Origin of the sequence: Leptospira interrogans (assembly GCF_900156205.1) — a bacterium.
Taxonomy (GTDB): Bacteria; Spirochaetota; Leptospiria; order Leptospirales; family Leptospiraceae; genus Leptospira; species Leptospira interrogans.
In genome coordinates this window covers 1-15,214 of sequence record NZ_FTNA01000042.1, presented here as the reverse complement: position 1 = coordinate 15,214, position 15,214 = coordinate 1, and the positions used below count along the sequence as shown (strand labels likewise).

The 15,214-nt window shown below is 34.8% G+C and carries 9 protein-coding genes; 6 read left to right on the top strand and 3 right to left on the bottom strand.

Annotation, left to right across the window (positions count from 1 at the left end; genetic code table 11):
- Positions 1-103 precede the first annotated feature (103 nt).
- Positions 104-4,612, bottom strand: a complete 4,509-nt coding sequence (locus BW942_RS19795; RefSeq protein WP_232428246.1) for an LIC12048 family lipoprotein — start codon at positions 4,610-4,612, stop codon at positions 104-106.
- Between the two features lie 89 nt (positions 4,613-4,701).
- Entirely contained in the window at positions 4,702-4,911 is a 210-nt protein-coding gene (locus tag BW942_RS19790; RefSeq protein ID WP_001176194.1) for a hypothetical protein, read from the bottom strand.
- A 628-nt stretch (positions 4,912-5,539) separates the two neighbouring features.
- Here BW942_RS19790 and BW942_RS21265 point away from each other — a divergent pair.
- Both BW942_RS21265 and BW942_RS21260 read left to right on the top strand, forming a co-directional pair.
- On the top strand, positions 5,540-6,154 hold the full coding sequence (locus BW942_RS21265) for a choice-of-anchor D domain-containing protein (RefSeq protein ID WP_223809855.1): 615 nt from the start codon (positions 5,540-5,542) through the stop codon (positions 6,152-6,154).
- Between the two features lie 119 nt (positions 6,155-6,273).
- Entirely contained in the window at positions 6,274-7,449 is a 1,176-nt protein-coding gene (locus tag BW942_RS21260; RefSeq protein WP_001981812.1) for a Kelch repeat-containing protein, read from the top strand.
- Between the two features lie 305 nt (positions 7,450-7,754).
- Here BW942_RS21260 and BW942_RS19780 read toward each other — a convergent pair whose 3' ends face one another.
- Complete coding sequence (locus tag BW942_RS19780; protein ID WP_000086952.1) at positions 7,755-11,483, bottom strand: NACHT domain-containing protein; 3,729 nt, start codon at positions 11,481-11,483, stop codon at positions 7,755-7,757.
- Positions 11,484-12,060: 577 nt separating this feature from the next.
- On the opposite strand from BW942_RS19780, the gene BW942_RS19775 reads away from it, so the two are divergent.
- From BW942_RS19775 to BW942_RS19760, 4 genes are all read left to right on the top strand, one after another.
- The gene (locus BW942_RS19775) at positions 12,061-12,525 is read left to right on the top strand and encodes an LA_1841 family salt-regulated protein (protein WP_000634193.1); all 465 of its coding nucleotides are present in this window, start codon (positions 12,061-12,063) and stop codon (positions 12,523-12,525) included.
- Positions 12,526-13,331: 806 nt separating this feature from the next.
- Positions 13,332-13,877, top strand: coding sequence for a hypothetical protein (locus BW942_RS19770; protein WP_000656664.1), 546 nt, complete (start codon positions 13,332-13,334; stop codon positions 13,875-13,877).
- The gene (locus BW942_RS19765) at positions 13,861-14,196 is read left to right on the top strand and encodes a hypothetical protein (protein ID WP_000426853.1); all 336 of its coding nucleotides are present in this window, start codon (positions 13,861-13,863) and stop codon (positions 14,194-14,196) included. Before BW942_RS19770 ends, BW942_RS19765 begins: the two co-directional genes overlap by 17 nt.
- Before the next feature lie 129 nt (positions 14,197-14,325).
- Positions 14,326-15,207, top strand: a complete 882-nt coding sequence (locus tag BW942_RS19760) for an NADase-type glycan-binding domain-containing protein (RefSeq protein WP_000720596.1) — start codon at positions 14,326-14,328, stop codon at positions 15,205-15,207.
- The last annotated feature ends 7 nt before the right edge of the window (positions 15,208-15,214 follow it).

The window sequence follows — 15,214 nt, the reverse complement described above, 5'->3', positions numbered from 1 at the left end:
CAGTATTTTCTAATACTCTTAAATACCGATCCACAACCGTTTTTTGAAGGAAAGCAAGAGTAGCGACAAAGAGTCTTACCGATTTGCTTTCCTTGATGGTTCTTTAATACTTGATCTTAGCTCGGATGGTATAATCCCTTTCGATCAAAGGAGACACAAAGAAGTTATTCAGTCCGTATTTCAACGAGCCTGGATTAGCAAGATCTACTTTGTAACCTCGTATTCTTTGTTGTGTTTTGTCCTGAGAAAGCCAAGTCACAAGTCCAAACCCGTTGTCTACAACAGCAGTTCCCCTGTATTGAACTCCTTCGTTGGTGGTACTAATCTGAAACTCTTTTGGACCATCTACCGTAAATGTGGATATGTCGCTGACCCTTCCCCAGATAGTACGCCTTGTTCCGAGCACTAGATCCCAAGTAGTTAAAATCTTATTTCCTGATAAGATGGAACCTGAAAAACTCATGTTTCTGTAATCTGCGGTCATCTGTCCCTGAGACAATAACAATCCATTCGGATACAACAACTGTCCTGCTTGTAGATCTAAAACTTTTAAAAAGATGTCCTTACCATTATTCTTTCTATATGTCAGAAGTCCTCTATCTCCAGAGGAGGTAAGTTTCAGTGAATCCACACTTCCCGATTCGATTTCAATATTCGAAGTTCCTAATAAATTAGAATTGGAAGTATCGATCCCTCTTCCTAAAATTACTCCGTCGTTTCTTCTCCAAAGCACCATTCCTCTTCCCGTAGCAGCTGCTACTTGCAACGTATCTACAGGTCTTGTGGCTTCGCTGATTAGAGTTTGATCGGAACCGATTTTAGTTCCTGTAGTCAGGTTGTATACCGAACTGTAAACGGTATGAGAATCGCCACCGGATGGTAGTCGAACATTCCAAGCATACACAAGGTGATTGTTGTCATTTGCATTTGCTGCAATGTCGATTTGATAAGTAGGAATGTAAAAATAAGGATAACCGATTAAATTTTGATTTCCCACAAAACTCCAAATGGTAATATTCCCTCCTTGAAATGCACCTGTGTCTAAACGTAAAATTCGAGCATTGGCTTGATATGTTTTTGTTTCTACATAATAACAAGACCCATATCCACCCCACATACTCGCACAGTAACTTTCAATATTTGGAAAGCCCATTGCTCCACCTGCAGGAAAACCATTTGGATAACTACTAGACATTAAAGTTGCCGAACCCACAAAATGATTCCAAACGATCGCGGCCCGGTCATTTCCAATAGCTACATCATATGAATAGTAAAAAGGAACATAACCTGCTCCAGGCATAAAAACCATTTGAGGACGATTTGCAATCAGAGCTTCACTTACAATCGTTGATAAGTTAGTCAGATCCCTCACCGATACGTAGAGATTGTCCCCGTTATCCCATACAATCACCGCTTTCCCATTCTTTGCTTTGACGATATAACTTCCAGTAGAAGCCGCCGAATTGATGTTAAACGGATTTCCGAGCGCTTGACCTGTACTAATCTGATTGTATCTTCCAATCAGAGTCGTGCCTTGTTTCCAAACAGTCAAAGCAACGTCCCCGTGGTTCACTACAGATGGATGATCTAAACTCGGAGCGTTTACATCCGCGCTAATCGGAAAATCTGTGTTTGTACTTTCCAGACGATACGACTTACCACTCGGAGCCGTCAAACGAACCAAACCAGAATACAAGAAATTGCTAAAGTCTCCACCGTCCGCCCAGGAATTCCAAAGAGCCACACCTTCGTTGTAGATTCCCATCCAGTTAAGAGAGTTTAACTCTGGAGTAAAACCCAAACAAGAACCGGGATGAAATGGAATCGAAGAACAACTCACGTTCCCGCTCGAAACAAAAGGTTTGTATTGAATCTGATCAAAAGAGGTAGAGTTAAAAGAAGAATTCACAAAGTTGTTCCAGTCGGTTGTAAACCCTGTATCCATGGAAAGCCTGACATCCGGAGAAGTCAAAGTTCCAGGCACATACATAGAAGTTGTTTTTGGAGCGTCTATTTGAATCAGACGATCTAACTGAACGTCAAAAGAACCGTCCTGTGCAACCGGTAAAACCTGAACTACTTTGTAGTTTGTAGAATCTCCTTGGATAAAAAAGTTGTCACCTACGTTTACAGAACCGTAAGAGTTCGCCACCTTCACAAGACTTGTACCCTTTACAATCGGAACCCCCGCTTCTCCTTTTAATTTACGAACCTGAGAAAAGTGTAAAGGCCAGATCGTTTTACGATACGCACTATTCAAAGAAGGTCGAATATACAATTTTACTAAACTAATCGCAGGATCTACGCTAGTACTGAGTGTTGGAAGTTGAACACAAAGTGTATACGTCTGACTGATAAAGTCCAGAGTCGTTCCACAGTTTTTTAGTTTGCAAGGATCACTTGAACTCAAATCCTTAACTACATGAAACCAATCCGTCCGGTTTCCACCAAATCCAAGACTGATCTCAAAATCGGCCGCTTGATTGATATTGTAACGATCCGAAGAAACTTGAGGGTTGTAAGTAAAGTTTGTAAAATACTGATAAGGACCCGTGTCCACCGCAGTACCAAAGTTAGGCGAAAGGTATTTCGTCTTGTCCAACTTAATTTTTAGTTCTACCCTTTCTCCAAAACCTACTTCACCCAAATAAAGTGAATTTGTATCCGGATAATAAGGATGATTTCCGAGAGTTTTAAGATCCCATTTTGTATTGAGAGGATAACCGTTTCCGGTTTCTAAAGGATTGGTTCCAAACTTTTGTTCTACTTTGATAAAGTCCTTAAAAGAAATGTAAACTAAGTCGTAGCTATCACCCGCCCAGATGATAGAATCCACACCTTTTAAAATTGGAGCCGCAACTACACCTCTCCAAGGATCAAATCTACGAACACTTCCAGAGTCGGTCCAGTATTCGGTTGGAGAATAAAATTTTCCTTTGGAATAAATCGCCCAAACTCCAGAATTCATTTTTTCTGATTCTGTCCATTGGCTATATGGTTTTTGAACACAAGCGGTTCTACTCACACCATCCGATCCAGTACTAGTTTCATCCTCACAAGGAATGTTGGTACTCACTCCTCCAAACGATTGGATTCCTTTTAAGTAAACTCTGGACTCTCCTAACTTAGGAGCCGATTCAGACAAATCTATTACATAATCCTTAAATGTAATATTGTCCCCGGAACAAGAAATTCTTTCTAAAGCTTTTTTTAAACTGATCCCGGGAGAAAATACGTCCGCCGTTTTTGTGTTACACGGATTGGATACGTTCGGTGTATCAAATGCGGTCACACGATACATTTCTCTGACTCCTGGTCCATACACTTTTACGAGTGCGGTTCTTCCTTTTGCGTTTTCTTCTATGATCTTTAGATTGTTTCCGGTAAAACTGAGTAGAGATGATTTGTAATTAGAATCCGCTACGTGAGTCATGGTATAGTCCACGATCATGATCTTGGGTGTATATCCGGCTGCGATCGCCTTTTCTACTTCCGCTGTATTCAAATTTGTTAATTCTACTACATACGGTCCAAAATCAGATCCTCCATATACTTCCACTTCAAAAAGACTATAGTCGTCGTTTCTCAGTCTAAAAGAAGACATGGGAACCAGTTCTCCTCCAGGTGTTTCAAACATCAAAGAACAGAGTATGTTTGATATTTTGACCGGCATGTTGACTGACAAATTTTTGATATACAAAGCGGCTCTGACTACTCCCGCGTTTGGTTCTACCGTAGACGTTTCGTTAATCTTTGTAGATTTATCGGATCGATACTTTCTAGCTTTGTTTGTGGATGAATCCGATTTTAAATTCCAAGCGTCTCTATCTATGTTGTTTTTAAAAGGTCTATCCGCCCATTTGGTTGTAGTTGCGGATGTAGCATTTTTTGCGTTCCAACTGTCTCGACTACTGTTGCTGTAGTTCATCCCAGTGGATACAAGTCCCATTCCAAAACCGGCGGTCATTCCCGCGGACATACTTTTTTCATGAGACTGTCCCATTTCTGTTTCCGTACTAAATGAATCTTGAAACTGTACGGTTCTTTCATTTAACTCGTTCTGGTGTATTTTTTCAGATCCTTCGTTTTTAGAGGCTTCAAAGTCGTTTGAGTTGATCTCACTTACGATCTGATCACTTTGGTTACTTGAATTTTTTAAGATCTGTATCTTTAAAGTGACAGGAGGTGCGATCGTTGTTTCTATCTGTGGATAATCCGCTATCCATACGTTAGTCAGTGTTTCGTTCTGATTTAAGATCCCGTCTCCGTCAAAGTCGTTTACTATATTCGTTCCCGTGGGATCGATCGTTCCCATCAAAGCATTTGCATTTACGGTCCTACCTGGAGGTAGGTTAAAGATTGCGTCTACGGGTGTTACTGGTGTGGAACCCGCTCCTCCAGCTCCAGAGTTTCCTGGTTTTACCGGTATTCCTTCGTTGTTTACCTGAGTTTTTACAGGTTCTGCGGCCAACCAAATCGCTCCTGCTAGATCCACGTTTTCCATCGTGTTCTGATCCTTCTCAAACAAACTACACGTTGCAAGAAATGGTATGGTTAAGAATATTATAATATGGAATATACTTAGATGTATTTTCCTTAGAACGTTTATCATTTTTTCACCTCTTTATTTTCACTTTTGATCTATTACGTCTTTCATCAGCCATACATTCGTTCTTTGTTCATCTTACGTTTGTTATGCCTTCATTTTGTTTTGTTAAAGTTGATAACGTCGTTTTTCAAAAGTTTCTTTTCGACTATGAAAAAAATGAGGTCTATTGTGGCTACAGCATTTCGAAAAAAATGGTTTTTTTGTGATACTCTTACCAAAAATATATCATATTTTTTGATTCTATTCGAGAATCGCCAAACGTTCGTTATGGATACTAAAGTTTTTTTGTTTTTAAGTTGCACAAAATCGAATATGTTTTTCACGTCTTTGATTCTTATTTAAATTCATGTTATAACTAAGAATGCGTTTATTTTTGTTTCGTTTGGTCTTTGTTTAATTTTTTTGGTTTTGAACACTGAAACTGTGAGTTTAATATTCTATAGATGAGGAATGCATCGTTTATTTGAGAAGAGCTATACACATTATATTGACGAAAAAATAGAGCCTTTTCTCGAAAAGACGGCAATATAAAACGCGTTAGACTATGTTTTTGTAAGAATAAATGTGATATAAAATTGAGCCATACAAAACTTAAATTGAGATATTTTTAAGAACATATGAAAACAAAAGTGAAAAAGAAATCACTTATAAATTAAAGACTATTCACATATCTTTCTTTGATTCCCTTGACTCAAGGAAATCAAAAATAATTCTGGCTCCGTGAAGCAGTCTAAAACATTACAAATTCATTCGAAACTTTTTTTTCTAACATTCTTATTTTTAATTACATGTAAAGCTCCCAGTTCAGGCGATTCTAGCAACCTTCTTGGCTTATTCGCTTTGAATTCTTTCAATCAAGCAAATGGACCGACAAACCCAGTGAAACCTACAGAGTCACCAAATCTTGTTGTCAAAATAAATTCATCTTTAATCTCAGAAGGCAATACAGTAACGATTCCTAGTGCAGTCATCAATACCCATGGAACGTCCTTAAACATAGAAGTTTTCAATAGTGGCACTACGGATCTAGAAATCAATTCCGTCTTCTTATCAAATGGTGACACAAGTCAATTCTCTATGAATACTTCTACATTTGTTAAAAAAATCAAACCTTCCGCAAATTCTTCTTTCTCGATTGCTCTTGCACCGACTACCTATGGTAACAAAGCAGTCTTTCTATTTATTTCTAGTAATGATCAGAAAAACAAAAATTTTAATTTCTCATTGCAAGGAACGGCACAATTGACTCCAGCTCCTTCCATTATGATTACTATGGGTCAAGACATTCTTCAGTCCGGCAATTCAATTGACATCGGCGGCCTCAGCACTTGTTCCTCTGGAAAAGATTACTCATTTAAAATTAAAAATTATGGAACGGCAGATTTGAATTTAACCGGTGCACCTATCATACAAATTTCTGGAACCAATGCGAACCTTTTCAGTATCTCTCAACTACCGACCACAATTCTAACCCCGGAATCGGAGACGGATTTTAAAATACGTTTTACCCCATCCGGCCTGGTACAAGGAATGCAGGATTCTTAATACAAAATAATGATAGCTCCAATAGTGGATTCGCGTTCAATCTTACGGCATTAGAAACCAATCCTGAAATTAATCTTTCTTTCAATTCAAATACGGTTGCATCTGGCAATAATCAATACGTGGGGTATACTCGCATCAATTCAGGAAATTTTAACCTTTCCTTTAAAATTGAAAACACAGGTTCAGGAAATCTAATTCTAAGCGGATCTCCTTCCATCACGTTAGGTGGAGACACCAACAACTATGGCATTCTTCAACCTTCAAACTCGATTATCAGTTCAACGGCTACCTTTTTCAATCTCATTAAAAGATTCTCTAGTGTCGGTCTGAAAACTTCAACGATCTCGATTCCAAACGACGATTGCGATGAAAATCCTTATACAATAATGTTTTCTGGAATCGGATTCTCCGATACGAAAGTTGCAGATACTTCTTCTTGGTCTGCACGAAGAGATCACGTATTGTTAAACTATAATAATACTCTTTGGATATTAGGTGGAAGTTCATCGGGAGTAACAAAAGACGTTTACTCATCTAACGACGGTTTAACATGGTCTACAAAAACTTTAAATGCAGCTTGGGGTAAAAGAACTAATTTTTCCGGGGAAGTTTTCAACGGAAAGATGTGGGTCTTAGGAGGATCAGAAGATACTGGATCCTCCGTTTACGTCGGCCGTAACGATGTTTGGAATAGCACGGATGGTATTACATGGACACAAGTAACTACGAATGGAGGTTGGGCTGCGAGAACATTCTTTGCTACTGCCACTTTTAATAATAAAATTTGGATTTTCGGAGGTCGATCTTCGAATGGACCCATGTTAAACGACGTATGGTATAGTAGCGATGGAATCACTTGGACACAGGCAACTGCAAATGCAGGATGGGAACCAAGAGATGCACATAAAGTTCTTGTTTATAATAATAAACTCTGGCTGATCGGAGGTTTCGGAGGCACAGCCATTGGTAAATATCAAGATGTTTGGTCTAGTCCAGATGGAGTTACATGGTCAAGAGTTACTTCAAATGCTAATTTCTCAGTCTCAGGTCTCTCCTCACACAATGCTGTCGTTTTTAATAACAAGATGTGGGTAATCAACGGATTTAGTAATACCGCTGTTCAAAACTATATTTTTCAATCTTCTGATGGTATCCAATGGGAAAAAATAACGCCGCTATGGACACCAAGAGATACTTCAGCATCCACTGTCTTCAATGGAAAGATTTGGATGTTAGGTGGGTTCGATTATAATGCAAATCGACTGAACGACATCTGGACCTTTTGGGATCAGTGAGAAAATGTCATAGCTGGGCAAGTACAAGACAGTTTCAAAAACTCAGAAGACGGAATATTCAAGTTTTTCTACTAGTGCTGAAAGCTATTCATTATCTTCTAACAGTCATAAAAATTAAGAGCATTTTAAGTTAAAAAAAGCCATAGGGAACATAGCTTTGGCATTCAATATAAAACACCTACTTCAAAAGTCTAACCTTGTTTTTAATTATCCTTTCTTAGGAGTGTAAAATCAAGTTCTAACTATTACAATTCATTAATATAAAACTTTAAATAAATACTTATTTTTTGATAAATTTTAATCTGTCATCTATCTAAAAATAAATTAGTCTTTTCACTTTCAGCAAACCTTAAACATGAATATATTCTGTCTTTAATAACTTTTTTTATTGGAATTAGATTTGTACCATGTTCTGATCTTTCAATGATTGATAATATTTTCTTCCAATCATTTGCTTCAATTTCGCCTGAAATGTCGCCACCGTTATACTCTCCTCCGTTTCCTCTCCACCATATTTTACCAAAAACATCGGGGGCTTGATTTAAAGAAATATACAATAATAGAATATTTTCATAAATTTCTTTTCTAGCATACCTTGCAATGTTGACAATAAGATTAACAATCCTAATATCCTTATAATTTGCTTTCAATAACTCAAAAAGAAATTCATTTGCTTTAGCTTTTTTATCTTCTTTTAAATTACTAAAAAAATTATTCAGAAAATGACTAGAAAAACCTGAGAATACATTTTTCTCAGTAATACGCTTGAAAATCTCTGAAAACACTGGTCCCATTCCCTCAATCTCCCAAATAAAACCCCAGTCGGCCTTTCTTTCAGTAAATTCAATATCATCTGAAAAATAAAAGTAATCGAAATAATCTTTTAAAAAACCTGGATTCATTTCTATAATTCGGAATAATCCGTTCTTGTTATAGTCGAAATGACTATCAATCTTAACCTGCTGCAAATACGCTTCTTGAATTAATGGCATGTTCTTACTTAGCATCTTGAAAGTTTTCTCAAAATAATGAATCTGTAAACCGATTTTAACATTCGGCTCTCGGTTCCTCTCCGTTACTATTGTAAGTATTTTATCATAAAGCTCATAATCGAAGTTAAGATATCTCTCAGCCCAATCCAAAGACATGAACTTTAAATTTTCAATTTCTCTGAAAATTTCGAGAATCATATCGATATGTTCATTTTTAATTAAAGCGCTATCTATTTCCGTAAAGAAAGATATCTTCCACAAGGGTTTACTTCTAAATGAAATCTTTTCAATCAGTTCCCATACTAAACAAACATTCTCTTCAATGACTAAAATTTGTTTTAAAGACCTAGTTGGAATAAACAATAGCTTATCATTTCTTTTCGCTAAAAGTTCTAAAAACTTAAATCCGATGTTATAATCCCTTTTGAAGTTTTCTTCAAGTATGAAATCTAAAGATTCCAAATGAATTGTTTCTGGCTTATGAACATTTACTATATCTGTAAACATTGAATGAAAACTATCCATATCCGCTTGATCTTTAAAAATATACGCAGATCTAATTTCTAATTCTTTGAGTCTTAAAAATTCGCCATAATCATCAAATTCATAATCTTCCTTATGCCCATAGCCATACATATTAACCTTAGTGAACAAGTCATACATTGGATTTATAAAATCGTTCCGATAACGTTCAAATTTTGAAGACTGAATATTATGTCTTTGCAACCATCTAATTAGTTTCTGAACATAAAGACAATGTTCAAAGAACTCATTCTTTAAATGATTATCTATTATGTTAAAAATAAATAATAAATCGTATTCTAAAATTTCCTTTGATATTTCTCCCCCAACCGCCGAATAATCTTTTAATACTTGAAAACATTCATCTTGATTTTCTAAAAAATAAAGATCCAACGTATCCCATATCATTTTTCGAATATCTTTAATTTTTTTCGACAAAGGAATTGTATAAGTATGAAAATGAATAGTTCGATCCTTATAACCATTTACATATTGAAATTTAAATTTTAGAAATAATTTAGCAATTCCATGGAATACCTGTAAACACGAACAACTGCCTTTTTCTATTTTATCAATTAAAGTTTTTAACAGTATCGTCTGCCTTCGAAAGTTATTGTGTTGATCTTTTGCTTCAAAATTAATTAATTCTTTGAATTGAGAGATAAGCTTATGCGTGAGAAAAGGACATTTTTCTATATATTCGAATGATAATTCGATCGCATCTTTCAATTCAGGGCATCCAACATAAAACTTTCCAAGCAATTCCAATGTCTGGTCCTTGCCAGATAGTGTTGATTTTTTTTCTAATATCATTCTTTTCGTGTTAATACTTTCATGTTCAGAATATGTATTAATTTCATTATATAAATATTCCAAAGTTTCACTTCGTAAATAGAACCAAAATATTGATAAAAATTTATAGGACCTTTCGCTATCATCATAGATTGTATCAAAATGCTTTTTCAAATCGGGTAGGACGACATCCATTACTTTCTCCGATCCGAAAGTATTATTTGCCGGGATAATACAATCAGAAAACCTACTCATATAGTCAGCATAATAATGAGTCAAAAGAGTACCGAAAGAGAGCTGTTTATTTTTGATAAATGCTAAATAGAAAAAGAATGTAGATAAATTTTGTTCAGAAATCTTTACATAGTCGTAGTTTATCCCAACTACCTCGAAACTATTTAATTTTTGGACTGCTTCCAAAAAATCTTCGTAGGGAATATCAAAATTTTTAAGAATTTCAAGAAGCCTTTCCTTATTTCTAATGTTAATAGCGTTAAAGAAAGATATCACCCCAAGTGATTTTATATTAATCGGGTTTGCTAACTCTTTCTGATCCTTAATAAATGTATTAAAATATGTTTCAAACAAATTTGAAACATCAGACAAAACAGCTATGTCTTGCTTTTCAACTGCTAAACGAGAAAGCATGACCGCCAACCTTGGGTTTCCATCCGAGATCCTAGTTATAACATCTTGATAATTTGGATTTGTTATTCCGAATGGCTCCCCCTTCACAATATCAATTAATTGATTATCTGATAACTTTTTCAATTTTATGACTTCCGTTAATTCTGCAGGACAGTTTAAATATAAATCTGAATATGCATAATCACGCGCTGTTATAAGAATTTTGAGCTTACCAAATTGTTTGGATTGGTAATATGCGATGAGCTGATTGAAATGATCTATTCTATTGGCATCATCTGCAAACAAGATATAATCATCTCCGTCGCTTACATACTGATAAATATCGTTTAAAATTGAATCATATTTATATGATATGCAGTATGATTTGTATGTTTTGTTTTCTTGTATAAATTCGCGGATAGATTCCAATACTAATTTTGTTTTTCCAACTCCGGCAGCCCCCGTTACTATAATGAAATCTTTTTCTGCTATTTTTCTTTTCAACTCATCCATTTCTTGTCTTCGTTGAACAAATTCATTATCTAAAGGAGTTGCGATACCGTGAGATGATCGATTATATTCTGAAATAAATTTTTCGATCGAAACAATTTGTCCTGTGTCATATGAAAGTCCTAAATAATCCGAAACAAGATCATGATGATTTGTCGATAATACGGAGGTCAATAAATTAAGAGACCAAAATATTATTTCAGTTTTTGGATTAAAAGATGTAGCAACACTCTTCAATTTTTCTATATAGGCGTTATCTATGTTGAAATTAAAAAATAAATTAATTTCTTTAACTTTATCTGAACTTATATTGGTTTTCTTATAGTCAAAACACGCAATGATATCTTTTAACAGTTTATCTTTATCAGAAATATTTGTAGTGATTTCTGTGAAAATATACTCTCCATCTGACATTAAAAGAAAAGAATCTGGAGTTCCCTTTTTAGTTTTTTGTTTCCCGGTAACACTTCCTATTCTTGCAAATGCTGATGGATTCTTGTATTTAAAGTAGATTAACCTGTCACAAAGCTCCTGAAATGCGGCATCATTTATAGAAGTTAAATTAGTCTCAATATTCTGGATTCTACTCATAATTTATTAACTTATTATGTAATTTTACTATCATCGTGCTTTAGAATAATTTAATGATCAATTATTTAATTTCAAATACAACTTCTTTTTTACTCTTTAAGTTTTTAATAATTTTCGAATATGAATATTAAATTTTCACATTTTAAGAAATAATGAATTTCTGTTGGCGATTTGCCCAAAATACCATAAGCCCACTAATACATTTTTAAAGCATCAATGTAAATACCATTTTACTGATTATTCCAACTCCCTACCCTTTTGGTTTTGCAGTAACGTAAATTCTCTGCGTAAGAAAATGAGAAAGGCTTTTCTAAAAGTAGTAGTTCTTACAATTTTAGAATTTGTTCGTAAATCGTGGTTTGTTGTAGTTCCCACATTTGAGAAATCGATCTATATTTTCAGATTTCGATTTTTTTTAGAATCATAGGTCCTTTAAACCAAATGCATGTTCAGTTAAAATTTTTAAAAAACAAAAAATCTATATTCCTAATTTTGCAATTAAATTATAAAATTGATTTGACCTATAACAGCTTTTTAAAAAACGATCCAAATTCATAAAGGAGAACCCACTTTTTAAATGATAACTTACCGTCTTAACTTTGGAAAAATATTTGTTATAAATTGTTTAACCGTATTTGGTTTAACAGATTGTGCAATGGGAAGTCTTACGATTACCGGAAGAAGTTATCCGCCTCTTGCCGAAACAGAACCTATTGATGTGATTATGAGAGCGGTCCCGGATTATCAAGTAGAACAAATTGGAATCGTAGAAGTTCGTTGTGGACAACTAAATCATTGTATCGAATATGTTAAAGAAAAAGCAAGAGAACAAGGAGCCGATGTAATCATACTAGCTGATTCTGGTATTGTAACTTCCATACAGTATATGCCTGGAACCAGAGCGGGAAATACTTCCACTCCCGGCCAAATCTCAAGTAGCAGCGGTCAAATTCAAACCTGGGAAATTGCTAGAAAAATTCTGATCCCTCACAATGAAACTAAAGGAAATAAAAAGAAGAAAAACGTTTCCGAGGAAATTTGAATCCTAAGTTAAATTTGAAAACTTACAGAATGTAATAGTCAAATAACCCGTAAAACTCCCAATGCCGACAGAGGCATTCAGGGAGTGGGACTCTGAGTGTCATAGACTCAATCGCTTTGTATTGATAACGCCTAACTTTTAATAAAGAAATAAACCACACATAACATTTCATTTAATATTCCCCGGTTCTTTTATTCGCAAATCGTAATCCTTTGTTAGCTATATTTCACCTAACAATTTCTTTTGATTTGTAATATTTTTGCCATAACTATATTAACTAACGATTTTCTAGGAAGGCGACTTTTTTCATTTTTCTAGGAATTATAAAGCCATTATGTTATAACCTACCCATTTAATGATCCTAAAATATTTAGAATGTGTCCAAAACCTAAAAAAAATTGTAGTAGGCTCCTACAGATTTTATCTCTTAGCAATTTTATCCATGTAAGAGTTCCTACAAAACCGTCACATCCGACATTTTCAATCGGTTTGAATCTCGTTCAATTTTCGCAGTAGTTCCTACATTTTGAATTTTGAGACACGTTTCTTATAATATGAACTTCAAGTTTTCAAAGACATTCATCTATTTATAAAGTCAACATACTTCAAACTTCTGAAATCTTGATTTTTAAGAGATTATAATATGGAAATAAAACTAATACGTTATATTCTGTTTTTTACGCTTATTTGGATTGATGGAATAACGCGTCTTTATGATATTCGTATATTCGTATATTCGGTTATTTTAATGTATTTTATATGACGTTCGATGATTTTAGTAGACGCCATCGCCAAGGAATAACAATTTGAAAGAAGATATAATATTTATTTCTGCAGTTCGCAATCTTTACAAAGCACGAGCTGGTTTTGCCGAATTGGCTAACCTGAAAATAATAAGCGGTAATGACAATCACATTGGCGATGTAGGAGAATACTATATTCTTTGGTATTTGAAAAGTGTCGGTGAAGATGTTATTATTTCGGGGAAAAGAAATTCATTATATGATTTAGAAAATAATTCGACTAAGGAGAAAATATCAGTTAAAACGATAACTACTTGGTCAAAGAATGGAAAAGGGGCTCAGATAAATACAGATTCTCCCGATTGGAATCTGTTATACTGTCTATATTTAGGTAAGGATTTGATCCCGGACAAAGTGGCTAAGATTGATTACTTCGAATTTTCTGAACAGAAAGTAATTAAAGAGAATAAAGAACGAAGAATCTTAACCAATAGCAAATCATTTCCTCAGTTTCAATGGTGGGAATGGCTTGAAAATTATCGAGATCAGGATGCCGAATCAAAAATTAAGGAACATTTTAGGGATTTATTAAATGGAAAACGAAAGTAAAAATCTCGAAGAAATCGAATATAACTCATTAATAGATTATCTGACTTCTCAACCAGGCCACGAAGTTGCGACAAGAATTATTTCTTTATTTGAAGAAATTAAAAAATCAACCTTAGATAAGAATGTCGAAATGGCTAAGATTAATGTAGGGAATCATCATAAGCAAAGAACATATCTGATCATCCAGCAAACAATTGTATTCGTTACCATTGTCGTATCATCGATCTGTTTAGCGATAAATGACAAATTCACACCCACGATTGGTATTCTTTTTGGAACTTTGATTGGTTATTTTTTTGGTAAGAAAAATGCAGCATAGAGTTCGAATTTATTTTGCTACAGCGGCTAACTTCGCTTCCTCGTTCGCGGACGCAACGTCGAAGAGACTCTTTCGTTAGGCGACAATGTGACCAATTTACAGATATTAAAAAAATAATCGAGGCAAACCTTGAAGAAAATTATATTGCTAATATTACTCTTAATGGTAATGAATATCGAGTCCCAGGAATATGATGCGAGTCGGTGTTATTCTGGCTTATCATTAATTGGTAGGCCAAAATATGGAACTGTATATTCGGAGTTTTTAATAAAAAATTCTGAGAAATTAGAATTGTATGAACCGGTTTCTGAAGATTATCCAAATTACTATAACAGCTGGGCATCCTCAATTTTAAAAGCTGATACTAAATCTCCGCAAAAATATAAAGGCTTCAGTCAAGGTGAAGGTAATCCGAAATTGCTAAATCCGGAATATGTAAAATGGAGCTGTCAATATTCACCGTCTTCGCTAATAGATAAGGATCCTAGAACAGCTTGGTCAGAAGGAGCCCCTGGTGATGGAATTGGAGAAGTTGTTATTGTTCGAATTGATATAACGAAGCCTATCAAAATTTGGAACGGGTTTGGAAGAAATGAAAAGCTATACAAGGAGAATAACCGCCCTAAAAAAATTAAAATTTATGGGTTCGTAGCATTAGATTGCTCTCCAGCGGCAATGAGCTTTGCCTCCTATTCTTGTTTTAGATATATGGATTCTTATGAATATGAATTGAGTGATAAAAATAGTTATCAACCATTGACAATTTCTGATTCTATATTAAAAAAATACTATAATACTAAAGATGAACTAGTTTCCAAAGGAAAAGGTGAATCATTTTGTAATTTTAGCGATGAAGTTTTATCATTTCTTGTTATCGAGATAAGCTCAGTTTATAAAGGCTCTAAGTACTCAGATACTTTAATTTCTAACCTAGTGACGAATTATTGGACACATTTTTACGCAGCATTTACTTCAAATTGCACAGGACTCACAAAGTCTAATGACGAATGAGATCTGT

Excerpts from the sequence above, each read along its gene's own strand:
- BW942_RS19780 (WP_000086952.1), bottom strand. The coding sequence starts at position 11,483 with ATGAGTAGAATCCAGAATATTGAGACTAATTTAACTTCTATAAATGAT.
- BW942_RS19775 (WP_000634193.1), top strand. The coding sequence starts at position 12,061 with ATGATAACTTACCGTCTTAACTTTGGAAAAATATTTGTTATAAATTGT.
- BW942_RS19765 (WP_000426853.1), top strand. The coding sequence starts at position 13,861 with ATGGAAAACGAAAGTAAAAATCTCGAAGAAATCGAATATAACTCATTA.
- BW942_RS19795 (WP_232428246.1), bottom strand. The coding sequence starts at position 4,612 with ATGATAAACGTTCTAAGGAAAATACATCTAAGTATATTCCATATTATA.